At 49.2% G+C, this 24,345-nt stretch carries 21 protein-coding genes, 1 pseudogene and 1 riboswitch; of the genes and pseudogenes, 7 read left to right on the forward strand and 15 right to left on the reverse strand.

Features of this window, described 5'->3' with window-relative positions:
• Positions 1 to 129 precede the first annotated feature (129 nt).
• Positions 130 to 951: an HAD-IIB family hydrolase gene (locus ACTNC3_RS04625; RefSeq protein ID WP_441226625.1), complete on the reverse strand. Its 822-nt coding sequence runs from the start codon at positions 949 to 951 to the stop codon at positions 130 to 132.
• A gap of 9 nt (positions 952 to 960) precedes the next feature.
• Complete coding sequence (locus ACTNC3_RS04630) at positions 961 to 1,551, reverse strand: ECF transporter S component (protein WP_410043993.1); 591 nt, start codon at positions 1,549 to 1,551, stop codon at positions 961 to 963.
• 209 nt (positions 1,552 to 1,760) lie between these two features.
• A riboswitch (FMN riboswitch) is annotated at positions 1,761 to 1,884 on the reverse strand.
• A 317-nt stretch (positions 1,885 to 2,201) separates the two neighbouring features.
• Between ACTNC3_RS04630 and ACTNC3_RS04635 the strand changes: the two genes are divergently transcribed.
• Positions 2,202 to 4,187: a flavocytochrome c gene (locus tag ACTNC3_RS04635; RefSeq protein ID WP_441226626.1), complete on the forward strand. Its 1,986-nt coding sequence runs from the start codon at positions 2,202 to 2,204 to the stop codon at positions 4,185 to 4,187.
• A 1,459-nt stretch (positions 4,188 to 5,646) separates the two neighbouring features.
• Here the strand turns inward: ACTNC3_RS04635 and ACTNC3_RS04640 are convergent.
• The 4 genes from ACTNC3_RS04640 to ACTNC3_RS04655 are packed head-to-tail and all read right to left on the reverse strand — an operon-like array spanning position 5,647 to position 8,590.
• A complete protein-coding gene (locus ACTNC3_RS04640) occupies positions 5,647 to 5,922 on the reverse strand; it encodes an acylphosphatase (protein ID WP_410043991.1) in 276 nt (91 codons plus the stop codon).
• 10 nt (positions 5,923 to 5,932) lie between these two features.
• Positions 5,933 to 7,090, reverse strand: coding sequence for a beta-aspartyl-peptidase (gene iadA / locus ACTNC3_RS04645; protein WP_441226627.1), 1,158 nt, complete (start codon positions 7,088 to 7,090; stop codon positions 5,933 to 5,935).
• Positions 7,087 to 7,212: a hypothetical protein gene (locus ACTNC3_RS04650; RefSeq protein WP_441226628.1), complete on the reverse strand. Its 126-nt coding sequence runs from the start codon at positions 7,210 to 7,212 to the stop codon at positions 7,087 to 7,089. The genes iadA and ACTNC3_RS04650 overlap by 4 nt, the downstream gene beginning before the upstream one ends.
• Before the next feature lie 10 nt (positions 7,213 to 7,222).
• On the reverse strand, positions 7,223 to 8,590 hold the full coding sequence (locus ACTNC3_RS04655; RefSeq protein ID WP_441226629.1) for an MATE family efflux transporter: 1,368 nt from the start codon (positions 8,588 to 8,590) through the stop codon (positions 7,223 to 7,225).
• 333 nt (positions 8,591 to 8,923) lie between these two features.
• Between ACTNC3_RS04655 and ACTNC3_RS04660 the strand changes: the two genes are divergently transcribed.
• From ACTNC3_RS04660 to ACTNC3_RS04680, 5 genes are all read left to right on the forward strand, one after another.
• Entirely contained in the window at positions 8,924 to 10,756 is a 1,833-nt protein-coding gene (locus ACTNC3_RS04660) for an NAD(P)-binding protein (RefSeq protein WP_441226630.1), read from the forward strand.
• Complete coding sequence (locus ACTNC3_RS04665) at positions 10,750 to 12,486, forward strand: [FeFe] hydrogenase, group A (RefSeq protein WP_441226631.1); 1,737 nt, start codon at positions 10,750 to 10,752, stop codon at positions 12,484 to 12,486. The genes ACTNC3_RS04660 and ACTNC3_RS04665 overlap by 7 nt, the downstream gene beginning before the upstream one ends.
• A 289-nt stretch (positions 12,487 to 12,775) precedes the next feature.
• Positions 12,776 to 13,528, forward strand: coding sequence for a copper homeostasis protein CutC (locus ACTNC3_RS04670; protein ID WP_441226632.1), 753 nt, complete (start codon positions 12,776 to 12,778; stop codon positions 13,526 to 13,528).
• Between the two features lie 77 nt (positions 13,529 to 13,605).
• Entirely contained in the window at positions 13,606 to 13,947 is a 342-nt protein-coding gene (locus ACTNC3_RS04675; RefSeq protein ID WP_441226633.1) for an arsenate reductase family protein, read from the forward strand.
• Between the two features lie 91 nt (positions 13,948 to 14,038).
• Positions 14,039 to 14,410, forward strand: a complete 372-nt coding sequence (locus ACTNC3_RS04680) for a RidA family protein (RefSeq protein ID WP_410043983.1) — start codon at positions 14,039 to 14,041, stop codon at positions 14,408 to 14,410.
• 205 nt (positions 14,411 to 14,615) lie between these two features.
• On the opposite strand, the gene ACTNC3_RS04685 is transcribed toward ACTNC3_RS04680, so the two are convergent.
• From ACTNC3_RS04685 to ACTNC3_RS04725, 9 genes and pseudogenes are all read right to left on the reverse strand, one after another.
• Positions 14,616 to 15,032: an Hsp20/alpha crystallin family protein gene (locus ACTNC3_RS04685; protein WP_410044015.1), complete on the reverse strand. Its 417-nt coding sequence runs from the start codon at positions 15,030 to 15,032 to the stop codon at positions 14,616 to 14,618.
• Positions 15,033 to 15,296: 264 nt separating this feature from the next.
• On the reverse strand, positions 15,297 to 15,737 hold the full coding sequence (locus ACTNC3_RS04690) for an Hsp20/alpha crystallin family protein (protein ID WP_410044014.1): 441 nt from the start codon (positions 15,735 to 15,737) through the stop codon (positions 15,297 to 15,299).
• A gap of 335 nt (positions 15,738 to 16,072) precedes the next feature.
• Positions 16,073 to 16,555: a flavodoxin family protein BilS gene (gene bilS, locus ACTNC3_RS04695; RefSeq protein ID WP_441226641.1), complete on the reverse strand. Its 483-nt coding sequence runs from the start codon at positions 16,553 to 16,555 to the stop codon at positions 16,073 to 16,075.
• Positions 16,556 to 16,648: 93 nt separating this feature from the next.
• Complete coding sequence (locus ACTNC3_RS04700; RefSeq protein ID WP_441226634.1) at positions 16,649 to 16,843, reverse strand: helix-turn-helix transcriptional regulator; 195 nt, start codon at positions 16,841 to 16,843, stop codon at positions 16,649 to 16,651.
• Positions 16,840 to 17,361, reverse strand: a complete 522-nt coding sequence (locus ACTNC3_RS04705) for a hypothetical protein (RefSeq protein WP_441226635.1) — start codon at positions 17,359 to 17,361, stop codon at positions 16,840 to 16,842. The genes ACTNC3_RS04700 and ACTNC3_RS04705 overlap by 4 nt, the downstream gene beginning before the upstream one ends.
• 307 nt (positions 17,362 to 17,668) lie before the next feature.
• Positions 17,669 to 18,496 (reverse strand): AraC family transcriptional regulator, encoded by an 828-nt coding sequence (locus ACTNC3_RS04710; protein ID WP_441226636.1) that lies wholly within the window; start codon positions 18,494 to 18,496, stop codon positions 17,669 to 17,671.
• A 92-nt stretch (positions 18,497 to 18,588) separates the two neighbouring features.
• Positions 18,589 to 19,542 (reverse strand): beta-galactosidase small subunit, encoded by a 954-nt coding sequence (locus ACTNC3_RS04715; protein ID WP_441226637.1) that lies wholly within the window; start codon positions 19,540 to 19,542, stop codon positions 18,589 to 18,591.
• On the reverse strand, positions 19,526 to 21,430 hold the full coding sequence (locus ACTNC3_RS04720; protein WP_441226638.1) for a glycoside hydrolase family 2 TIM barrel-domain containing protein: 1,905 nt from the start codon (positions 21,428 to 21,430) through the stop codon (positions 19,526 to 19,528). Before ACTNC3_RS04720 ends, ACTNC3_RS04715 begins: the two co-directional genes overlap by 17 nt.
• Positions 21,431 to 21,541: 111 nt before the next feature.
• A pseudogene (locus ACTNC3_RS04725) lies at positions 21,542 to 22,903 on the reverse strand (MFS transporter).
• Positions 22,904 to 23,120: 217 nt separating this feature from the next.
• On the opposite strand from ACTNC3_RS04725, the gene ACTNC3_RS04730 reads away from it, so the two are divergent.
• On the forward strand, positions 23,121 to 23,975 hold the full coding sequence (locus tag ACTNC3_RS04730; protein WP_441226639.1) for an AraC family transcriptional regulator: 855 nt from the start codon (positions 23,121 to 23,123) through the stop codon (positions 23,973 to 23,975).
• The last annotated feature ends 370 nt before the right edge of the window (positions 23,976 to 24,345 follow it).

The following is a 24,345-nucleotide window of genomic DNA, read 5'->3' on the forward strand; positions in this document are numbered from 1 at the left end:
TCTCCTAACCACGATGGTCCGAATGCATGATGTCATCGTTTACAGATATCATAAAATATCGCACAACTATTAATTATACCAAAAAAAGAAGAGGTATGCACCTGTTTCGTACATACCTCTTCCGGAACCTCACAGCAGCCCGAGCTGCTCCATCGCATAGAAGATCCCATCCTCCTCGACCCGCTTCGTGTTGAACGGATGATAGGCCTCGAGCACCTGATCATGCTGTCCCATCGCGACCGGGTGGCCGACTGCCCGGAACATCTCCTCGTCGTTCGAGCTGTCGCCGAAGCCGTACGCATCCGCCCGCGTCAGATGGAGATAATCGAGGATACGATCGACCGCCGCGCCCTTTCCGTGCCCGATCGGTACATTCTCATAGAAGCCATGTCCACGGTCGATGATGATAAACTCATCTCCGAACGCCTCCCGGAAGCCCTCCATATCCGAAGGATGTCCGGACTCGGCGCCGTCATCCGTCTCGATGCAGAACTTCGAGATCTCGTACGCGCCGTCGTACGGCGTCGGATCGATGCCGCCTTCCATTCCGATGAAGCCCGCGAGGTTCTCATAGAGCGCCTGATATCTCGGATGTTCCCGGAGCAGCTTCTCTGACGGCTGACAGTGCCAGCCATGCTGCCCCTCGAGGTGTACGAGGACACCGTAGCGGTCGGATGCGTCCTTGATGCGCTGCTTCATCGCAGGCGAAAGCTTCTTATAATAAATGGACTCTCCTTCATAGATCAGCTCCGTGCCACAGCCACAGAGGAAACCGTCGACCTCGACCATCTCCATGATACGCTTCAGCATTCCGGCGGTACGTCCCGAATTGATAAATACTTTATTGCCTTTTTCACGTGTGCGACGGAGCGCTTCCAGTGTGCTCGCCGGGATCTCGTGCTTTACTTCATCGATCAGTGTGCCATCCACATCAAAAAACAGTGCTTTCATATATACCTATTATTTCCTTCCGTGAAGAATCGGACTGATATAAGGATATACAACAAATGTGATCACTACGTCAAGAAGTCCTTTCACGATCGTAAACGGAAGGTTGAAGCAGAGGAGGCACTGAAGGATGCTCTTCATCGATGGGATGAGTGCCTGGTAGGCTGCGAGGATGACCTCCTCTGGCATGAAGTTGTAGTAAACCGGATACACAACGAAGTAGTTGGACGGAACAGATACGAGGCCCATCACGACAGCACCGGCGAGGGAACCGAGGATGGCACCCTGCTTCGTCTTCTTATGCTGGTAGATGCCACCGGCCACCGCGGTCATCACGGCACCGAGGATGAAGTTGGAGATCTCACCGACACCGAAGCTCTGGGAAGCCATCGAGTGCAGGAGGTTCTTGATGAGCTCGATCAGGATACCAGCGACCGGACCATACGCGAAGGCACCGATCAGGGCCGGCAGATCCGAGAAGTCAAACTTGATAAAGGTCGGCATGAACATCGGGACCGGGATCTCGATGAGCTGAAGCACGAAGGCAATCGCGGACAGGATACCGACCGCGGCGATGTAACGGGTGTTTTTTACGTCTTTCATGATGTTTCTCCTCCACATTTCGTGTACTGTGTTTCTTCCGGCACGCCGGGACTGCGTCAGGCAGGCCCAAGTCCCATGCAGAAAGCCACGCGTGATTCTTCAAGTGAGTAAGGAGGCGACGTAAAATCGCTGTGCCCGCCGGGATCAACCCGCTGCCAGCATAAAAAAGTCCCTGAGCATACACTCAGGGACAGAGATATCGTCATCACTATACTCTTCTTCCATCCAGACTATACTGTTGGTACCGGAGTTTCACCGATTCAGCCTGCCCGGGTGAGCAGGGTCGCGGACTTTACCGCCAGTGAGGAATCGCACCTCGCCCTGAAGAACTATTTTTGATTACGTCTACATTCTAGCGAATCCCTCCGTGATGCGCAAGCCCTTTTTCTCCAGGGGCCAATGTCTACATCCTGCGCCGCCCGCCTGCTGCTGACACAGGCGCTTATTTAAAAAGCACAACTTTTTTTACTTACTAAAGCTAATTTCGTAAGTAAATAGATTTACTAAAAATTTACTCTATGCTATAGTAGTCCACGCCAATGATAAAAAAATATCAAAAGGAGTCGGATGCGCGCATCTATGCCGCTCCACTACGTATAGGCTCCGGTGTCAAGTGGAAGCATTGGCAGAAACAGAGAGAGGAAAAAGACATGAAAAAAATGAATCTGGTGCTTGGATTCGCAGCAGCTGCCAGCCTTCTGGTGACAGCGTGTGGTTCCAGCAAGACCGAGACGACGGCAGCTGCGACAGAGGCAACGACCACCGCTGCTGCGACAGAGGCAGCAGGCGAGATTCCTGCAGACGCTGTGACCGCGACCGGTACAGCGAAGGGAAACAACGGTGACGTAACGGTAGAGGTTACCATGACGAAGGATAAGCTCTACAAGATCGAGGTTACCGAGCAGCAGGAGACCGAGGGTATCGGTGATAAGGCCATCGCGGAGATCCCGGGCAAGATGATTGAGAACAACAGCGTAAAGGTAGACGCCGTTTCCGGTGCGACCAATACATCCAACGCCATCATCGAGGCTGTAAAGGCAGCGATCAAGAGCGCGGGCTTCGATCCGGCTGATTTCGAGAACGAGATCGCCACTGCTGCGAAGGCAGAGGATCAGACACTCGACGCAGATGTCGTTATCGTCGGTGCCGGCGGTGCCGGTATGACGGCAGCGATCGAGGCAGCAGACGCTGGTAAGACCGTTGTGCTCGTAGAGTCCCAGGCGATGGTCGGCGGTAACTCCGTACGTGCAACCGGTGGTCTCAATGCTGCGAAGACCAAGTGGCAGGATGAGAACGAGTTCGGTGAGGATGCCGGTGTAGAGGCGAAGCTTGCAACTGCGAAGGAGAAGTACGCAGATAACGCGGACATCACCGCACTTGCAGAGACCGTCGAGAAGCAGTACGCAGATTATCAGGCAAACCCGACCGGTTACTTCGATTCTGTAGAGCTCTTCGAGCTGGACACCATGATCGGTGGCAAGGGCCTGAACAACTTCGATCTCGTAAAGACCCTCTGCAGTGAGTCTGCAGATGCGATCGACTGGCTCGACACCATCGGCGCAGAGATGCACAACGTTGGTTCTTTCGGTGGTGCTTCCGTAAAGCGTATCCACCGTCCGGTAGATGAGAACGGCAAGACCCTCGCTGTCGGTGCTTACCTCATCCCGATCCTCGAGAAGAACATCGAAGATCGTGAGAACATCACTCTTCTTCTCGACACAACGGCTGACAAGATCCTCATGGATGGCGATCAGGCAGTTGGTATCCACGCAACCGGTAAGACCGGCAACAGCGTAACTGTAAATGCTGCTTCTGTTGTTCTTACATCTGGTGGTTTCGGTGCAAACCTTGCGATGGTTGAGCAGTACAAGCCGGAGCTCAAGGGCTTTATGACCACCAACGCACCTGGAATCCAGGGTCAGGGTATCGAGATGGCAACCGAGGTCGGTGCTGCTACCGTCGATATGGATCAGATCCAGATTCACCCGACCGTTCAGTATGACACCGCTGCACTCATCACCGAGGGTCTCCGTGGTGACGGTGCGATCCTCGTAAACGCCGAGGGTCAGCGTTTCATCGATGAGGTTGGTACACGTGATGTCGTATCTGCTGCAGAGATCGCACAGACCGACTCCTACTCATGGCTCGTTGTAGACCAGAAGATGGTAGACGCTTCTGCCGTTATCCAGGGCTACATCAAGAAGGGCTACACCGTTACCGGTGAGGATTACAAGGCACTCGCAGAGGCGATGGGCGTAGACGCTGCTGCTTTCGAGGAGACCATGACGAAGTGGAACGGCTATGTCGCTGACAAGAAGGATCCGGACTTCAACCGTACCTCCTTCGCAGAGCCACTTGACACTGCTCCATATTATGCAATCAAGGTTACCGCTGGTGTTCACCACACCATGGGTGGTGTAAAGATCAACACCTCCACCGAGGTTCTGAATGAGCAGGATGCTGTGATCCCAGGTCTCTATGCTGCCGGTGAGGTTACCGGAGGCGTACACGGTGCAAACCGTCTCGGCGGAAACGCTGTTGCAGACTTCACCGTATTCGGCCGTATCGCAGGTCAGAACGCCGCTGCCCATGCTGGCACCGCTGAGACTCCAGCCGAGACCAAGGCTGCTGCATAAGGCAGAAAACAGAACGCATAAGCCGCTCGGCTTTGCAGATATCGCTATAGGCGAAAAGAAAAAACTGTCGCGCGAGCAGATGGAAACATCTGCTTGCACGGCAGTTTTTCTTTTTAAAAAGGCACTCTCCACTCGGAGGGTGCCTTTTAAAATACAAAAAAGAAGCAACGCAAAACCCCAGTACCAAGTCATCTTCACTAGTACTGGGGCCTCACTGATCATTCGGGCTTCTGTATCCCATCGGGCTACCCTCCCTTTAATTTTTAATGCAGATCTCGAATCATTGAAGCATCGCCTATGACTTTCTACCATCTGCACTACACTGAGTTAAGAATCGAATTGATGAAGCATCGCCATCGCATCTCTTCTTTTGTTGTCTTTATTCTACGAAATAAAAAACACTTTGTCAATAATAATCTGAAAAGAAATTATTTTTATTCTGACTGCTAAGGAAACTGTTCAACGGGGTGAATTCTCAACCTGCTGATTTTTAAAGGATGTCCATAGCGGACGCCTCTTTTTGTTTGCCTGCCCACCCCAGGCATATATCTTTTATCTACTTACATATTGGCCCACCCCATGCAGGCAAACCAAAAAATCGGCGCCTGTGTTAATCCAAGCGGGTGATGCTGTATCAAAACCGCGAAAAACGGGTATGATGCTAACGGTAAGCGGGGCTCTGTGTTCAAATGGTCATGTTCCTATCCAATATGGCTTTATTTTGAAAATACTGGATATGTTTTTTGCCTGGAATAATCGAAGATGGCTGGAAAATATCCACTCTTAGGAGATTTTGAAAATACTGGATATAAAAGGCCTTATTTCATAAGATGAATCCGGGCTCGAGTATCCAGTATTTTAGAAATAAAGGTTTATTGGATATCGGCTTATGGAAATTCTTCTCTGAAGCCTGAAATACATATACACTATTTAAAAAATTCAGGGATATTGGATAGGGCGCTTATATGCGTATGTATGATTTTACAGAAAACTATCCAATATGTGCCCGATTATGAAATCGTGGATATTTTAGCATCGTACGCAAAAATGATAAATGGTGTTAATATTATCCACTATTTCATAATCCACCAGTTATTGGATAGCATCATCGATTTTCATCTATTTCACCCGATCTGCCAGTGAAAATTTCCGGGCCGCGCGCAATAATCACCTGAAAATCGATCCGTATTCCCGCGCGGCAGCATCAGATGCAGAAAAACAAACGCACATCCAGCAATTCAAATGGACAAGCATCCTAAAGCAGGCATGATGATGACTTTTGAAGCTTATCATGCCTGCGCTTGTAAATACTTTTTGCAGCATCGGACATGTAGCAGTTTGAGGCCTCCTCATGAGCTGGGGCGGGACCGAAACGTATAAACATCCGTTGAACTCTATGGGGTGGGCGAATGAGGAGCAGCCTCAAACTTCCCAAGTGAGCCGAGGAGTGTTTGAACTGTTACCGGATATGAAATCCGCTCTCTTCTACGCATGGAATCTCGCTCATCTCGAGATCTGTTATGTCGATCCAGCGCTGCTGCCGGATGCGGGCCAGCAGTTCCTGAATCGCGCTTTCAGAGCCCTGCACTTCCATCTCTACGCGGCCGTCCCACATATTCTCTACCCAGCCGGTGAGTCCCAGTGACTGCGCGATGTAGTAGGAGCGAAAACGGAAACCGACACCCTGGACATCTCCGGAAAAATAGATGTGTTTTCTCACGATGGATTCACTCATATACGACCTCTTATTCCTCGAATCTGCCCTTCATGCGCAGTTCCTTCTGCCACAGCGCGAGCTGTCCTCGCGCGAAGAGGCTGTCGATCTCGAGCTCCTCATCCAGTACTAGGAGATCTGCGTCGGCGCCTGCGGCGATGCATCCCTTTCGGCCATCCTGCGCGAGGATCGTCGCCGGTGTGGTCGTCAGGAGCTTCAGCGCCTGCTCGAGCGGCATCCCCATGCGCACCAGCGCCTGGATGGTTTTATGCAGGTACTTCGGCGACGCATAGGTCAGTCCCACACACTCTCCTTCTTCATTAAAACGCGGCTGGCTTCCGTAGGCGTCACTTGACAGGCTGACATGATCCGGGTTCACACCCTCGCGATGCAGTAAATCAAAGAGCTTCATGGCATCCTCTTCCACTGCCACATCATCCGAGCCGGCGGTGCAGTCGATGTAGCCACCCCGCTTCACGAGCGCCACGCCGGCGTCGATGAGCTCAGAGGATCGCAGCATATGCGTCGGGAGCAGGTTCTTCGCCGGTACATCCGAGTGATCCAGTACGTAGAAAATCGGATCCAGCGTCGCTTTTCCGCTGCCCATATGCATCGTCACGAGCCCCGGTGTGCCGCTTAACAGACCGGCGCGGCGTGCAGCCGTCGCCAGTGCGATCAGCTCCTCTCCGCCCGGATTCGAGCTTCGGTGATCGGATACCGCGACCTTCACACCGATCATCGGCGGGATCAGGACGATGTCCCGCTCGACACTGCCGGTGATCGTCGTCGGCGGGTAGCCGTAGGACGAGGTCAATGTATACACCGTCATGCCTTCCTCGCTCAGTGCACGGGCCTTCGCCACCAGGTTCTCGAGGCTTCGCGTGATGCCGTCCGTACCCAGCAGTCCGACGACGGTGGTGATACCGTTCTTAAAAAAGGTGCTGAGGGAAGACTCCGGTACGCGGGATGCCGGTCCCTGCTCTCCGCCACCACCGGTGATATGGACATGCAGATCGATGTAGGCCGGCACGAGGGTTTTTCCCGAGAGATCATAGACCTCGACATCCGGAAGTTCATCATAGCCTGTGATTTCTTCCGCGATCCGAAGAATCTTCTCCCCCTCGATCAGCACATCCCTTTTACCGAGAGGCGCTGGTGTGTAAACGCTGGCATTCTTTAATAATTTCATAGGGTCATCCTTTCTATGGCGACGTAAAACATGATTTTTGCGATGTATTCCGCCTCGTCGCCGGCGGTGATGGAGCCGGTATTCGCGACGGTGACCGCATATTTCAGCTGTAAAAGAGTCATAACTTACCTCTTATTTCGTCCTGCCTTTCTTCAGTATACCATCAAACTTCAGCATGAAGCAGCTGGTGGTGACGAGGGCGGCGATGAGATCACTCACCGGCTCTGCGAGGAATACGGAGAAGACCTGATTCGACAGGAAATGCGGCAGGATCAGGATGAGCGGGATCAGCAGGACGATCTTTCGGAGGCAGGCGAGCAGCAGGCTGATCTTCGCCTGGCCGAGGGCCATGAAGCTCTGCTGGCATCCGATCTGCGCACCGAAGGCGAAGATACCGGCCATATAGATGCGGAGTGCCCAGGATGTATAGCTGCGAAGCTCCATATTGCTGGTGAAGATGCCGGCGAAGAACTGTGGCTTCAGCATGACGATCGCCCAGAATAGGGTCGCATAGCTGAAGCAGGCCGTAAACTGTGCGGCGAATGCTTTCTTCACGCGGTCTGCATTGCCCGCACCGAAGTTGAAGCTGATGATCGGCTGACCGCCCTGGCAGATGCCCTGCATCGGCAGTGTCGCCAGCTGGCTGACGCTGGTGATGATCGTCATCGCGCCGACCGCAACATCCCCGCCGTAGCGCGCGAGGCTGGAGGTGAAGCTGATCGAGAGCAGGCTCTCGGTCGACAGCATCACGAATGTGGAGATGCCGAGACTCAGGCACGGCAGGATGATCTTCGGGTCGAGCTTCATATTCGCCCTGCGAAGGTGCAGAAGGGTCTGCTTTCCGGTCAGGAAGCGGAGGATCCAGACCGCGCCGACCGACTGACTGAGCACCGTGGCGAGCGCTGCGCCCTGCACACCCATCCCCAGTACGAAGATGAAAATCGGATCCAGGATGATGTTGATGACGGCGCCGATGACGGTCGTCAGCATACTGATTTTTGCGAAGCCCTGGGTCGTGATGAAGGGGTTCATGCCGAGCACGGTCATCACGAAGACGGTGCCGAGGATGTAAATGCGCGCGTAAGCCAGTGCATATGGTAGCGTGACCGCACTGGCACCGAAGAGGCGAAGCAGGGTCGGCGCGAGCGCATAAAATACGATGGTCAGCACGAGGGCGAAGCGCATCAGGATGGCGAAGCAGTTGCCGACGATTTTCTCTGCCGTTTCATGGTCCTTCGCACCCATCGAAATCGCGGCGCGCGGTGCACCACCGGCACCCGCCAGCATGGCGAAGGCGTTGATCAGCATGAGGATCGGTGCGAAGAGGCCGACGCCGGTCAGTGCATGGGCACCGACGTCTGCCATGTGACCGATGTAGATACGGTCGACGATGTTATAGAGGAGGTTGACGATCTGGGCGACGACCGCCGGAATCGCGAGCTGGGCAAGCAGCTTCGGGATGCTGCCGCTGCCCATGTCCTGTGTTTTGGTCTGCATCATATAAATCTGAAATCCTTTCTGGCGCGTAAGATGCTTGGGAAGCGCAGTTGTGGCTATGCAGCGCTTCCGCGTTGTAAAGATATCTCCATTTTTATTATCTCCATTTTTATTATACGTGAGCATATCTCTCCTATTATAGCCAAAGATGAAAAATATACCACGTTGTTTTTGCGTAAAACTGCATTCGATATAGCTTGCGATTCGTGATTCGCATGTCAATATTCTATAAAACGTGAACCGAAATTCTCAAAAACATGCACGAATATGCTATAATCTACACAATTGTATCCTTGGGTGAAGGATGGAGTATCAATTTTTGAAAGGACATAGAATATGAGTAGATTGACCATTTTTACGAAGAATGAAGCCGAGAAAACGGTGGAGTCTCTCTACAAGGATCTCGAGCGTCGCGTTCAGGCGGCCCAGCCGGGACTCTGCCCTGTAGATCTCGCGTCTTCATTTCTGCACCTCTGCCATGCCCAGTCCTGCGGTAAGTGTACACCATGCCGTGTCGGCCTCGGCCAGCTGGAAGCACTGATCGGACAGGTGCTGGATGGTACGGCGGACATGTTTACACTGAAGGTGCTGGAGGACACGGCAGAGAGTATCTATATGTCGGCGGACTGCGCGATCGGTTCCGAGGCGGCACGTATGGTGCTCGAGGGACTGCTCGGCTTCCGCGATGACTATGTGGAGCATATCAAGCATGGCCGCTGCAAGAGCATGCACAGCCAGCCGGTGCCATGTGTATGGCAGTGCCCGGCACATGTGGACATCCCAGGCTACATTGCCCTCATCCATGAGAAGCGTTATGAGGATGCGGTGCAGCTGATCCGTAAGGATAACCCGATGCCGGCGACCTGCGGCCTCATCTGTGAGCATCCGTGTGAGGTTCGCTGCCGTCGTACTCTCGTAGACGATCCGATCAACATCCGTGGACTGAAGCGCTTCGCGGTCGAGCATGAGGATACCATCCCTGCGCCGAAGCGAATGCCGGCGACCGGCAAGCGGGTGGCTGTCATTGGCGGTGGTCCGAGCGGTCTCAGCTGTGCCTACTATCTCAGCATCATGGGCCATGAGGTTACCGTGTTTGAGCAGCGGAAGCAGCTCGGCGGTATGCTGCGCTATGGTATTCCGGCCTATCGTTTCCCGCGTGAGATCCTGGATCGCGAGATCGAGGGTCTGAAGCTCGCAGGGTTCGAAACGAAGACGGATATCTCGATCGGCCGCGACATTTCCGTGGCAGAGCTTCGCAGTCAGTATGACGCGATGTATGTAGCCATCGGTGCACATACCGACCGGAAGATCGGTATCGAGGGCGAGGATGCCGAGGGCGTCATCTCCGCGGTGGAGATGCTCCGTGCGATCGGTGATGACCACTACCCTGATTTCACCGGCATGGATATCGTCGTCGTCGGTGGTGGTAATGTCGCGATGGACGTCGCACGTTCTGCGATCCGCTGCCATGCGAAGTCGGTCAAGGTCGCGTACCGTCGTCGGAAGCAGGATATGACGGCCCTCGCAGAGGAGGTCGAGGGTGCGATCGCCGACGGTGTGGAGATCGTCGAGCTGAACGCACCGGTACGCATCGAGAAGGATGCTGAGAATCGCTGCACCGGCCTCATCGTGAAGCCGCAGATCCCGGGTGCGGTCAAGGGTGGTCGTCCATCTCCGAAGAACAGCACGAAGGACGAGGTGCTGCTTCCGGCCGACCGTGTACTCGTGGCGATCGGTCAGGGTATCGAGTCCGGCAAGTTCGGCGAGTTCGGTATCCCGGTTCAGCAGGGCCGTATCTCCGCCTTCGATACCTCAGATATCGCGGACAATGAAGGCATCTTCGCAGGTGGTGACTGCGTGACTGGTCCGGCGACCGTCATCCGTGCGATCGCAGCCGGAAAGGTAGCGGCCGCCAATATCGACGAATACCTCGGATTCAACCATGAGATCACGACGGACGTCGTGCTGCCGCCGATTCGTTTCGACGATCATAAGGCACTCGGCCGTGTGAACATGGTAGAGCGTCCGGCGGATGAGCGCAGATGTGATTTTAAGCTGATGGAGTGTCCGATGACGGAGGAGGAAGCACTGCAGGAGTCCTCGAGATGTCTGCACTGTGATCACTTCGGCTATGGCATCTTAAAGGGAGGCAGAGATACGAAATGGTAAATTGTACGATTGATGGCAGAGCTGTCCAGGTCCCGGAGCGGACCACCATACTGAATGCTGCCGCCGCTGCGGGCATTCACATCCCGACACTGTGCTACTTAAAGGATATCAACGAAATTGCGGCATGCAGAGTCTGCGTCGTCGAGGTCGAGGGCTATGAGCGTCTGATGACCGCCTGCAACAACACCGTGACCGAGGGCATGGTCGTCTATACGAACTCCCGGAAGGCACGTCTCGCGCGACGCGCGAATGTGGAGCTGATCCTCAGCCAGCATGACACGAACTGTGCGATCTGTGTGCGCTCCGGAAACTGTGAGCTGCAGAAGGTGGCGAATGATCTAAATATCCTGAGCATCCCGTTTGAGAAGCAGCTGCCGAAGAAACATCGCAGCTCGCTGAACTTCCCGCTGATCCGGAATTACGACAAGTGCATCAAGTGCATGCGCTGCGTACAGATCTGTGATAAGGTGCAGGACAGCCATATCTGGGATGTCATCAATACCGGTTCCCAGAGTACCGTCGATGTGAAGGATGCCTATGATCTCGAGACCAGTAAGTGCGCGCTCTGCGGCCAGTGCATCACCCACTGCCCTACTGCGGCACTGCGTGAGCGGGATGACACCCACGACATCCTCGACGCGCTCGAGAATCCGGATAAGATCGTGGTCGCACAGATCGCACCGTCGATTCGTACGGCCTGGGGCGAGGGCTTCGGTCTCACCCCGGAGCAGGCGACCGTGAAGCGTCTCGCCGCTGCGCTGAAGATCACCGGCTTCGACTATGTATTTGACACCAACTGGTCCGCCGACCTCACCATCATGGAGGAGGCGACGGAGTTCCTCGAGAAGCTGACGCATAAGGAAGAAAACAGGTTCCCGATGTTCACGAGCTGCTGCCCTGGCTGGATCCGCTTCTGCAAGGCACACTACCCGGATTTCGTTGACCAGCTCTCCACCTCGAAGTCACCGCAGCAGATGTTCGGTGCGATCATCAAGAGCTACTTCGCGGAGAAGCTCGGCGTAGATCCGTCTCGCATCTACTGTGTATCCATCATGCCATGTCTTGCGAAGAAGGCCGAGTGTGGCTATGAGACGATGCGGAACGACCAGGGGGATCCGGATGTCGATGTCGTACTGACGACCCGTGAGGTGAACCGTCTCCTGCGTATGGAGAACATCGCGCCGGGTGAGATCGACGAGATCGAGCTGGATAATCCGTTCTCTGCGGGTTCCGGTGCAGCCAATATCTTCGGCTCCACCGGTGGTGTCATGGAGGCTGCGCTTCGTACCGCTTACCACAGTGTAACTGGCGAGAATCCGGATCCGGATGCGTTCCATGATGTCCGTGGTCAGGAAGGCTGGAAGGAAGCGACCTTCGCCATCAAGGGTATCCCGGTACGTGTCGCGGTCGTAAACGGCCTCGGCAATGCGGCAAAGCTCCTCGATGCACTTCGGAAGAAGACCGTCGAGTATGATTTCGTCGAAGTCATGGCCTGCCCTGGCGGCTGCGTCGGTGGCGGCGGACAGCCGATCCACGACAGCGTCGAGATGGCGCCGGAGCGTGCGAAGACGCTGTATGCACAGGATGCAGCCGGTGCTCTTCGCTTCAGCCACGAGAATCCAGATGTGATCCGCTGCTATGAGGAGTATCTCGAGAAGCCGCTCAGTGAGCGTGCTGAGCACCTGCTCCACACCGATCACCACGGCTGGAAGATGCCTGGCGAAAGATAAATACGTTTTTTATGAAGAGAAGCCGGCGCGAACGCGCCGGCTTTCATTATGCTCGTATAACTGCGTTGCTTTCGTCATGCCCAGTTCTGCCAGACGTCCGGCTGGTATCCCACGGTAAGAGGGGCCGAGGATCATAATGCTGCATCAAAACAGCCTAAAATGGAAATGATGCTAACGGTAAAAGCGTATCTCATATGCTTCTTCGATACGCTGAAGAGACTTGCAAGACTACTCCTGTGGGAGTATGCTCATTTCAGGACGTTATGGAGAAAATCAATTCGGAGGAGTGATGATGACGGACTATATCCTGGAAGTATGTGTCGACAGTGTAGAATCTGCGCTGTCTGCGAAGGCCGGCGGTGCGACGCGGCTCGAGTTGTGCGCAAGCCTCATCATCGGTGGCACCACGCCGGGCTACACTCTGTTTCGGCAGGTGCAGCAGGAAACCGGGCTTCCGATCCGGGTCCTGATTCGTCCGCGATTCGGTGACTTCCTGTACACGGCATATGAATATCAGCAGATGTGCGCGGATATCCGCTTTTTTGCCAATGCTGGCGCCGATGGTGTCGTCATCGGAAGCCTGCAGGCGGATGGCGGCCTGAACGAAGCGCAGATGCGCGGCATGATCGATGCGACGGACGGTCGCTGTGGCATCACCCTGCACCGGGCCTTCGATGTATGCGCGGATCCGATCGCCTGCTACGAAAAAGCAACCGACCTCGGTATCGATACGATCCTCAGCTCCGGGCAGGAAGGCGACGCACAGACGGGAATCGCGCTGCTGCGGAAGCTCGTACTGATGTCGGAAGAGAATCCGACGATCCTGGTCGGTGGCGGCGTAAAGGCCGACAACATTGCCGAAATCGCGGGTATGACCGGTGCCCACGCTTTTCATATGTCGGGCAAGAAAATCCTTTCGAGTGGCATGCGCTACCGGAATGAACATGTCCATATGGGCCTCGAGGGTATCAGTGAATTCGAGCTCTACCGGACAGACGAAGCGGAAATCCGGCGCGCAGTGGAGATACTCAGATGTCTATAAATAACTCTACGGTGTCGACCAGGAAAGCGGATTAAAACACAAGTAGAAAAACGAATGCATAGAAGAAAGGGAATTCGATGAATATACAGATTTTCGGCACGAAGAAAAGTGCCGACACCAGAAAAGCAGAGCGCTTTTTTAAGGAGCGCGGGATCAAATTCCAGTCCGTCGATATGAAAGAGAAGGGTCTCAGTAAAGGCGAACTGAATTCGGTCCTTCAGGCGGTCGGTGGCTTAGAAGAGCTTCTCGATGAGAAGACGAAGGACCAGAAAGCGTATCTGCTGATCAAATATCTCGCGCCGGAAGATAAGTTCGAAAAGGTACTCGAAAATCCGATGGTGCTGAGGCAACCGATCGTACGGAATGGCCGCCAGGCCACCGTGGGGTATCAGCCGGATGTCTGGAAGAACTGGGAATAAGGCCAAAGAGAAGCCGCGGAAGTAGGATTCTCTTTGCAGAACGGACCATATTTCGCTATAATGTATACAAATCTTAAGGAGGATTACTATTATGACAACTGTACACACTACCGACGCTCCGGCTGCGATCGGACCATATTCCCAGGCGAAAATCGTAGGTAACTTCGTATTTGCTTCCGGTCAGATTCCGGTGAATCCGGCGACCGGCGCTGTAGAGAGCGAGGATATCGAGGGACAGGCTGCACAGAGCTGCAAGAATGTAGCTGCCATCATGGAAGCTGCAGGCACCAGCATCGAGAAGGTCTTCAAGACCACCTGCTTCCTCGCAGACATGAACGACTTCGCGGCCTTCAATGCGGTTTACGAGCGGTACTTCAGCTCGAAGCCGGCACGCAGCTGTGTCGCCGTCAAGACCCTGCCGAAGGGCGTGCTTTGTGAGATTGAGGCGATCGCAGAGCTGTAATGAAAAAACCGGCTGGATACACCGTGTATCCAGTCGTTTTTTATTAAACAAAAACCGGGCGGGCACTTTACGTGTCCACCCGGCTTAAGTGATTGTGTATATATGAACTGCGATTTCTGCCTCGCAGGGTCTGGGCATTCTATAGATGTTCGTGCAGCCACTCACTGAAGCACCCTGCATTCATCGGGCAACTGCTTTTCGGGTATCATCCCTCGATCTCGATATAGCTCTCTTCCGGCAGTGCCTTCTTCGCTTCTGCCTTCGGAAGACTGATCTTCAGCACACCATTTGCAAAGGATGCCTTCACATCGTCCTCCGTAAGTCCATCACCTACATAGAAGGACCGCTGCATCGCACCCTCGTAACGCTCCTGGCGAATCAGTCTGCCGTGCTTCTTCTCGTCCTTGTCGAGACCCTTCTCCGCGGAGATGGTCAGATAGCCATCGGACAGTTGAAGCTTTACTTCATCCTTCTTGAAGCCCGGAAGATCGACCTCCAGCTCATAGCTGTTATCGGTTTCCTTCACATCGGTCTTCATCAGGTTCCGTGCACGCTTACCAAACAGTGGATTGTGCTTACCGAAGAAGTTCTTATTCCAGTCATTACCCCACTCGTTCATCATCTCATTCATCACATCATCACCATCACTAAATACACTAGGCATAAACATATTCATATCCTCCTGTTTATTTACTTCTGGTTCTTCCTGTCCGTTCATCGAACGGATGCGAACCGCTCTGTTTTCCAGCTCTCAGAGAGAACTGTAGAGCAGCTCTGGATGTAGTTCAGAACTTACGGATGGAGGCCAATGTCTCCATCGGGACACCGCCCGCGAAGGACCACACGACCATCCACCTGCGCCATCGGGACACCGCCCGCGAGGGAATCAGCCCTCGATAGCGATGTACTTCTCTTCCGGCACTTCCTTCTTCGGCTCCACCTTCGGAACGGTCAGTGCCAGAACACCATTTTCAAACTTCGCAGCGATGTCGCTCTGCTTTACATTCTCACCGACGTAGAAGCTTCTCTGCATCGAGCCGGTGTAACGCTCCTGGCGAACGACCTTGCCGCTCTTATCCTTCTCATCCTTGTTCTCATTATGCGAAGCAGAGATGTTCAGATAACCATCCTTCAGCTGAAGCTTCAGATCTTCTTTCTTGAAGCCCGGAAGATCGATCTTCATCTCGTAGTTGTTCTCATGCTCCTCGATATCCGTCTTCATGAGATTCGCTGTCGACTTGCTGTAGGCAGGCTCATAACCAAGCCAGCTTGTATCATTAAAGAAATCATCCATTAAGTTCTCACCGAAAATACTAGGCATATACATCATAATCACTTACCTCCTGTATAACCGGACTCCGGGATTCTGTCCCATCGCCGAATGCTTTATGTTTCAGAGTTTCGAAACCACCGGCTCGGAATGCGCTTCCTTTCGGATTGCTTTTCCTTTGCTTTCTGTTCCTTTTCTCCTTACAACTAACATAATACTCGTTTTGTTAGCACTTTCAAGAGGAGAGTGCTAATTATTTTGTGAACTTTTTGTGTCGATCTGGAACTCATCATTTTACCATTCGTATCCGGCACTGTTTTACTCTATCCGGCATTTTAACGGCGGCTTTCCGGTCATCCTTATTTGTGTTTACTGATTCCGGGGGGAATGCCTCATCCTGTAATCTTTCTTCGAAGGTCATTCAGATCTGCCTCGTCCGGGTGTGAAAGTGCTCGATCGAAGTTCGCGATCAGCGCATCCAGATTCGGCTTTGCATCTGGCATTTCCTTCATCTTCACATAGCGGTCCCGTACAGACTGAGGCATTTTACCCTGGCACATGTACTCTCCGACGACGGTGTTACTTCCATCGATGGCGGCATGTACATTGGTAAGAATCTTCTGATAGTACGCTTCGCTCCCACCGAAGCCCGCGGTTCCAAATAGAAAAATTTTTTTATTTCGAAGCTTTCTGAGAAGCTCTAAGCACGCCTTATCCGCCGTTCCCTTATCCGTCCAGAAGCCCACATAGACCAATTCTGCGTTCGTTTCTGCAGATTTCGCTTCGCCGAAATAATCACACAGCGCTGCCGGCAGTGTCTCATGGATCGTATCCGCAAGTTTTCTTGTATTACCTGTTAAACTACTAAAAATAATAGCCTATCTTTCTTCACTCATCGTCCTCTCCTCTCTCATCGCTGAGTACAGCTTATGCTTTTCTTTATGTATCTGAAATCTGATTGTTTCCATTCACGCCTCCCAGAACAGTTCATCCAGTGTCCGGTTCAGTGCCTTGCAGATCGCGATGCAGAGTCGGATCGTCGGATTATAATCGCCCTTTTCGATGGCGTTAATGGTCTGTCGCGACACACCGACGAGATCTGCCAGCTGCTGCTGGGACAGGTCCAGCGCCGCCCGTGCCGATTTCATCTTCAGGTTCTTCATTCCGCCGAACCTCCCCGTTTATCCATCCACGCTTTCAGTAGCAGATTCACGATGATCAGCGCAAAGAACACGAAAATCAGCAGACAGAGGCCGCCATCCCAGGTGAGGACGCCATGCACGATCACGTCGCCGAGCTTCACATGCCCCTGGAAACCGAGGTACTGCATCACCATCACCGCCACCATGAGTACGATCGCGGTGTTTGAGCCAGATGCCTGCCGGATGCCCCAGTATGCATCCTTCCAGATGTCATAGAGGATTACCACCAGACATCCCACCATAAGGCAGGCCATCATGAGAAGTGAAAACTCGATCGGCAGTGCACCGACGCACTCCTCCCACAGCACCACAGCCGCAAGCGAGAAGGCCAATGTCAAAAAGCCGTAACGAAATGCTCTTCCTCGAATCAGCTCCTGCCGCTCATCATAGCCACTGTAATCCTTATCCTTCTTAAACATGATGATCTTGAATATCTGAACCACGATAAATGCAGCCGTGAATGAAAAAATCTCTGACATATCCGTCGTCCTCCTTCTGACATAATGTAAATTATATCTTACATTCACAGCATATAATAGAACATGTCATTATGTCAAGAATATTTTACATTTCAGGGCATCAGTTATCAGTTATCAGTTATCCATATTTTGGTTACTATTCAAACGTAGTTAAATCAAGGCGTGGCTCGGTGGATAGTAACATATTTTGTCTATTTAATGATGCTTTCAAACGGATCCAGACAGTGGCAGGTCATGAAATTAAAAAAACCCGGAAACGACGCATCTACGTCATTTCCGGGTTATGAAGGGGTACACATATCTCACCCTATAAAGAAAGCTGGCAACCGGAATCGGACCGGTTATCTACACACTCCATTTTTTTCCTGTATTCTCGAGGTGTCAGTTTATATCTATCTTTAAACACTCGATTAAATGTTCTTTGACTTTCAAAACCACAATTCAAGCAAATATTTGTAATTGAATCCTGTGAATTTTCCAATTCAGTAACTGCATTATTCAAGCGAACTCCGTTCACATATTTACTAAAATTGCAGTGAAATGTCTTTGCAAACATTCTTGATAAAACATACTTACTTACACCTAAATCATTTGCCATCTTTTCGAGTGTTATTTGCGAACCATAGTTTTTAGCTACATATGCTACCGAACTATAAATTAAGTCATCACTTCCAATTGCATTCTTGTCAATCATTGGCATCTCGGTAAAGACATGTGCCAGTATCATATGTACATATGCTTTCATCAGTAATGGGCTTTGGTCGTTTTTGTTCATCAGAAATCTTATAGCATTGACAACATCCGGATGAACATGCTGACTTTTTATTACTGGATACTTAGGGCTATACATCTGAACTTCTTTGTAATAAGAAGGTACTATGGATGGATCCAAATACAGATATATAACCCTATTTTTTCCTTGATTAAAGACTTGATAATGGTGTATCACATTCGGAAATACGATTGCAAAATCCCCTTTTTCCATATGATACAGTTCCTGACCAACACCAAGTTCAATACATCCTTCCGTTACATAGACAATTTCAATTGCCTCGTGTAGATGCGGTGGCATATGAACAGGCGTTTTCCACTCTACCGATACCATTTGTTGTTTGTTTTCATACACCAATAACACTCGTAATAGCTCCTTCCGCCTATGTGGTCATCTTTGGTTTCTTACGTTTTATAAAATCAGTGCTGAAATCAGAATAACTATGCCCTTCCTTATCAGCAGATATAGAACGAATAATCGATATCTTTTTCTGCACTGATATGGTAAGCATCTTCGACATCGGTTCCCCAACTGTCTATACCACCAACACCGCGAACTGCGCCATATATGCACAATACAGTTCTTCTCGCTGGAGGTAATTCTTCATGATGCAAAGCATTCTCAATTTCACTTGCCGTATATGGCAGGCAGGAAAAGTCAAATGGTGTATCGGCCATTTCTATCCGCAGCTTATGATTAGGGGCCTCCATTCTACTATTATCCATACTTGTATGACGAGTGATTTCAAGCCATTCCGTATCCATTCTCATGCCGCATTCCTGAGGTACGATATATGGCGTCAAGCTAAGATCCGTAACTTCAAATTCGCCATGCTGTGCACCTGCTTTTCGATCTGGATATGTCTCTCCTGATAAGCCTTTATAGATATACTTATCTGCAAGTGTTGGCATAATAAATCTCATACCAAATACCGGAAATTCAGGAAGCCCTGTTTTGCCATTGTAGTGCACATCTACTTTGATTTTTCCAGATTTATTCACAGTGTAAGATACGATAACCTCCGTAGAAGGAATAGAAATAGTCTTATAAAGATACTTTACAGTAATCTCATTTGCTGATACATCTCCGCCATAGCTGTTATTATCCGGTGCCTTGCAATTCTGAACAGCTCCATCCATGATCACCTTGACATCCTGAAAATCGATGAACATATCTGCAGCAAGCCAGTTACCACTTTTAATATGGAATTTGCTTCCTCGGTCATTATCTGTCAAGGCTCTCCAGAACGTAGGTTTCGGGCAACGATAAAGCCATTCATATCCATCTTTTACGATAGATTCAAGGCCACCCTGTGCATAAGAAAAAATATAATCAAACCCTACACCATGTACACCCAGGGTAAAGTCGCCATAGACTACTCTTAATTTTTCATTATCTGTATAAGCCATAGTAATACCTCACTTCCTGCATTGCCGGTTTTTCTTTACGGTCTGCGAATAGAATGCCATTTGCTGAAAACTCATAATCCGCAGGTCTGTCTTCAAAATCGCCACCATACCGAAGAACTTCCTGGCCTGTTACTGGGTCCTTTACCAGAATTGCCTGATCTATAAAGTCCCAAATAAATCCGCCCTGATAGAGGTCAAACTCATCAATCAGTTTCATGTAATCGCCAAGTCCACCCATTGAATTACCCATATCGTGCATGAATTCGCACAGAATGTAAGGCTTCTTTGGTTTATCGCTTAAATATGCCGCAACGTCCTGTGGCTTCGGATACATTCTACTTTCAATATCTGAAATTGTATCTTCATATGCCCTATTGTAGTAGGCGCTTTCATAGTGAACTAAACGGCCATCCTTCTTGTTCTTAAAGTACACGTTCATGGCCTCGATATCATCGCCTGCATAGGACTCATTTCCGAGAGACCAGAACAAAATAGAAGTATGATTTTTAAAGGTTTCAAAGTTGGTTCTTGCACGGTCCATAACAGCCTCTTTCCACTGCGGAATAGAACCCGGAACATTACAAGATGGCTCGACAGCCCCAAGCTTTTGGAAAGTACCATGGCTTTCAAGATTGCACTCTGCCATCACATAGATTCCAGCTTCATCACAAAGGTAATACCATGGGATTTGATCTGGATAATGACAGGTACGCACTGCATTGATATTATTTTTCAGCATGCAGGCTATATCGGAATGCATCTCTTCTAATCCGATACATCTTCCGGTCTTTGGACTCCACTCATGGCGATTAACGCCCGTGATAACAAGACGCTTTCCATTCAGATAAATGACTTTATCAATGATCTCTACTCTTCTAAAGCCAATATCATACGGGATAATCTCTAATAAATTTCCATTTTCTGCATTTTTCAATTCAACTGTTGCATGATATAGATATGGATGATGATTATCCCAGGATTTAATCACTCCTGTTTCCGTGTAAATATCACCTGTGAGATTTCCGTTTGAACCGTGTAATTTAGTGCTGTTCTCTACAACTACATTACCTTCTCTATCCCTTAAAACAAACAGTGCATTTACAGCGACCTGCATAGTGGCAGATACCTTCATACGTACCGTAACACTACCACACTTATTGTCATAATTCAGTTCAGGCTGAAACCATACATCCTCCATATGAACATCCGGCACCGCTTTCAATGTGACATTTCTAAAGATGCCAAAGAAGCGGAAGAAATCCTGATCTTCCAGAAATGCTGCTGTACTCATTTTATGAACCTGCACAGCAAGGACATTATCTTTTTCGCGAATATAAGGCGTAAGATCAAACTCTGACGGTGTAAAACTATCCTCAGCATAACCAACAAACTGACCATTGAGCCATAAGTACATTGCTTCCTCTACGCCTTCGAAGCAAATACGTATTCTTTTTCCCATCATGGTCGGTTTTAAATCGAAATGCTTAAGATAGGATCCTACAGGATTATAATTTGCTTCTGAGAACATGCCGGCTTCTGCCCCTCTGCTCTCTAAACTGTAAGCGCCTCTATGGTACTCTTTTCCCTCCCAAGGGTACATGGTATTGATATAGCGAATCTTATCATATCCTGCCAATTCAATATGACCAGGTACCATGATTTTATCAAAACCAGAATCATCAAACCCTTCTTTGTAAAAATCGCAAGGTCTGCTTGCTGCGTTTTTACTAAACGCAAACGCCCACTGACCATTCAGCGACTGCGATAAAGGATTATCCTTTTCTTTCATATCCGCATAGTCCACATAGTACGAATGATCGCTATGTGCATCCAATTGATTCACACGGAATATTTCCGGATTATCCAACCATTTTATATTAGCGTTCATAGTGCTCCTTTCTTTTTCACAAGACTCTTATGCTTATTCATTTCTGAATACACTATCATCATCTATGCGAAGCGTGGAAAAACCACTTCTTCCATGCCCTCATAGTGCATATCAACATTCCTCCAATTGAGCTCTTAACTTCTGATTTGCTGCTTCAACATTCATTTTAGACATGATGAATGTAATACATAATGACAGGATCATCGGAATCCATAAATACATCACATAAAGCATATTCAGGCAGGATTCCGGCTGTACTGCAGACTCCTTGACAAAGCCGCTGGCGTCAAGCAGCCATCCGCAAAGAGCAACTCCGATACCGCCTCCAATCTTGGTTCCAAAAGACGTACATGAGTACATAGTTCCATCAATATGCTTGTGTTTTGTAAGATATGTATACTCAGAACAGCTCGCTATAACTGCGCCCATATCCCCCTGCCAAGGTGCCATTCCTAAAGCAGCGATTGCTGTAAAGGCAAGCATCATCGGTACACTACCCATAATACCGGCAAAAATAACGCCAATACGGCCTGCTGTTCCTAAGATATAACCAGCAAGGTTCATATGATATAAACCCTTCATCTTTTCAACAAGCATTGGCGTGATGCACATCGCAAGAATAACCGGGATGTTAATTGCCCATGAAAATACAGAATATAAGTCTTCATTCTTAAGAATATAAATCATATAGTAAATACCCATATTCAGCATAGCAGTGTAAATCTGCTGGCAAATATAAGTCATACAAATCATGAGATAATATTTATTTGAAAAGAGGAGCTCTGCAGCTTCAATCAAACCGTATTTTTCTTCTGAATGCTCTTTTCCTGCATTTAATTCTTCTTCAGGCAGCTCCTTAATAGAAAAAACAGAAATGGTATTAACGACTAATCCTATAACGGCATATATGATGGCAACTGTTCTCCATGCAGCAGCACCGCCGCCGAGGTGCCGAACCAACTGAACGGTGACAGACTGAATGATTAAACTTGTTGAAAACGCAAAAATAAAGCGAAATGATCCCATTTCGACACGTTCCTTACTATTTTTGGTGCAGAACGTAACAAGAGAAGCCTACGCAATATTGTTAGCGGTAAAAAACACTGCGTTTAAAAGTGTATATGAAAGGAAAAACCATGCATACTGTGCAGTCGTTCCGATACTATTCGGAATTGCGAAGTTAGCTACGAGAGTCACAGCACAGCCAATATATGCGTAAAGCATCCACGGTCTTGCTTTCCCAAGCTTACTCTTTGTTTTGTCAATCATGGTTCCAAAAAACATATCGCTTATGCCGTCAAATAATTTTGACACCATGATTAAAGTACCTACAATACCTGGATTTAACCCCACTGTATTGGTAAGGTATAACATTACAAAGGACGAAAGGAATGCATAAACCATATTTCCTGCCAGATCACCCGAACCATAGCCAACCTTGTTATACCACTTCAAATACTTTTTTTCATCCATCAGAAATTTGGCCCCCTTCATCTATTTTTATATTCTATAAATGCCAATTTACCAAAAGATAGAATATAGAAACCGTTTCCAAAAAGCCATATCATAAATCATTTGAAACATGCACAAAACAGTATGTTCAGCAAAGGTGTATTTGCTGATTCTTCTTTTTTGTCGTATTTGCTATAATATTTGCAATAGACATTTGCTGACGGATTATGGAGAGAAAATGTATATAAACAGTGCATATTTAAACAACTCGGTTATCGACAGAAAAGACAGTTCGAAACCACTTATCGTCACCATGTGTGGAACATACAGATTATACACGAAACAAAAGTTACCCACTTGGCGTCCACGTGGAAGACTGGATTTTCAGTTACTTTACATCGCGTCGGGGAAGGCACATTTTCATTTTGGCGATGGCGACGAAGATACCATCGTTCAGGCAGGGCATATGGTTCTATATCGTCCCAAAGAACCGCAAAAATACGAATATTATGGGGTAGATCAAACAGAAGTGTATTGGGTACACTTTACCGGAAGCAACGTAACCAATCTTCTACGCTCTTATGGATTGACAAAAGATAAAAAAGTCTTTCATTGTGGTTCCGGATCTGAATATCAACATTTATTTCAAGCCATGATCAAGGAATTACAAATGTGTCAGGACGGATATCCAGAAATGCTCGAGTTGTATTTAAGGCAAATTTTCATACGACTGCAGCGGCACTTCAAATGCTCGACAATTATTGATCATTCACAAGCTTCAGAAGAAATCGCAAAGGCGATTTCTTACTTTAGCGAGCATTATAATGAAGCAATCAGTATTGATGATTATGCTACACAAAATCACGTAAGTACAAGTTGGTTTATACGGATGTTTAAACTATATGCTGGTATTACTCCGAAACAGTTTATTTTACAAAAGCGAATTTGTAATGCTGAAATTCTTCTTCAAAACCGACACTATAACATTAATGAAATTTCTCAGATTGTAGGTTATGAAAATCCGCTGTATTTCAGTCGTATTTTCCAAAAGATAAAAGGCGTATCTCCTTCAGAGTATAGGAAAAACAAATAGATCAACACGTGCTTCTTCGATTTTGAACTTGCAATTATTGTCTATAAATTCTTCTATTCTGGCACGTAAATCCATCGATACTTCTGTATGATGAATATGAAATCAGAAAGGAGATAACTTCTATGAAAAAATTAATTAGAAATTATATTGACCTACTGCTTACATTTTACGCAGACCACTTTACTCACTATTCTTATAACTATTGATTCTTCGAGCTACCATAAATATCCATAATAGTTTTTTTGTAAGCGCTCAGTGCTAGCTGAGCGCGCTAACTTACTACCGTGAGATCTTTGGGTTTCCATCCTTGTCTTCGATAGTTGCCTTCGTGTCTATTGCGCAGAGTTTCTTCATCTTATCTGACCATGGC

This window comes from Oribacterium sp. HCP3S3_B9, assembly GCF_052064255.1.
Lineage (GTDB): Bacteria > Bacillota > Clostridia > Lachnospirales > Lachnospiraceae > Oribacterium.

Bases quoted from the DNA above. Each gene is read 5' to 3' on its own strand.
- ACTNC3_RS04670 (WP_441226632.1), top strand. From the start codon at position 12,776: ATGATGACGGACTATATCCTGGAAGTATGTGTCGACAGTGTAGAATCT.
- ACTNC3_RS04665 (WP_441226631.1), top strand. From the start codon at position 10,750: ATGGTAAATTGTACGATTGATGGCAGAGCTGTCCAGGTCCCGGAGCGG.
- ACTNC3_RS04635 (WP_441226626.1), top strand. From the start codon at position 2,202: ATGAAAAAAATGAATCTGGTGCTTGGATTCGCAGCAGCTGCCAGCCTT.
- ACTNC3_RS04690 (WP_410044014.1), bottom strand. From the start codon at position 15,737: ATGTATATGCCTAGTATTTTCGGTGAGAACTTAATGGATGATTTCTTT.
- ACTNC3_RS04700 (WP_441226634.1), bottom strand. From the start codon at position 16,843: ATGAAGAACCTGAAGATGAAATCGGCACGGGCGGCGCTGGACCTGTCC.
- ACTNC3_RS04720 (WP_441226638.1), bottom strand. From the start codon at position 21,430: ATGAACGCTAATATAAAATGGTTGGATAATCCGGAAATATTCCGTGTG.
- ACTNC3_RS04630 (WP_410043993.1), bottom strand. From the start codon at position 1,551: ATGAAAGACGTAAAAAACACCCGTTACATCGCCGCGGTCGGTATCCTG.
- ACTNC3_RS04675 (WP_441226633.1), top strand. From the start codon at position 13,606: ATGAATATACAGATTTTCGGCACGAAGAAAAGTGCCGACACCAGAAAA.
- iadA (WP_441226627.1), bottom strand. From the start codon at position 7,090: ATGAAATTATTAAAGAATGCCAGCGTTTACACACCAGCGCCTCTCGGT.
- ACTNC3_RS04685 (WP_410044015.1), bottom strand. From the start codon at position 15,032: ATGATGAACGAGTGGGGTAATGACTGGAATAAGAACTTCTTCGGTAAG.
- ACTNC3_RS04730 (WP_441226639.1), top strand. From the start codon at position 23,121: ATGTATATAAACAGTGCATATTTAAACAACTCGGTTATCGACAGAAAA.
- ACTNC3_RS04715 (WP_441226637.1), bottom strand. From the start codon at position 19,542: ATGGCTTATACAGATAATGAAAAATTAAGAGTAGTCTATGGCGACTTT.
- ACTNC3_RS04680 (WP_410043983.1), top strand. From the start codon at position 14,039: ATGACAACTGTACACACTACCGACGCTCCGGCTGCGATCGGACCATAT.
- ACTNC3_RS04625 (WP_441226625.1), bottom strand. From the start codon at position 951: ATGAAAGCACTGTTTTTTGATGTGGATGGCACACTGATCGATGAAGTA.
- ACTNC3_RS04655 (WP_441226629.1), bottom strand. From the start codon at position 8,590: ATGATGCAGACCAAAACACAGGACATGGGCAGCGGCAGCATCCCGAAG.
- ACTNC3_RS04705 (WP_441226635.1), bottom strand. From the start codon at position 17,361: ATGTCAGAGATTTTTTCATTCACGGCTGCATTTATCGTGGTTCAGATA.
- ACTNC3_RS04660 (WP_441226630.1), top strand. From the start codon at position 8,924: ATGAGTAGATTGACCATTTTTACGAAGAATGAAGCCGAGAAAACGGTG.
- ACTNC3_RS04650 (WP_441226628.1), bottom strand. From the start codon at position 7,212: ATGACTCTTTTACAGCTGAAATATGCGGTCACCGTCGCGAATACCGGC.
- ACTNC3_RS04640 (WP_410043991.1), bottom strand. From the start codon at position 5,922: ATGAGTGAATCCATCGTGAGAAAACACATCTATTTTTCCGGAGATGTC.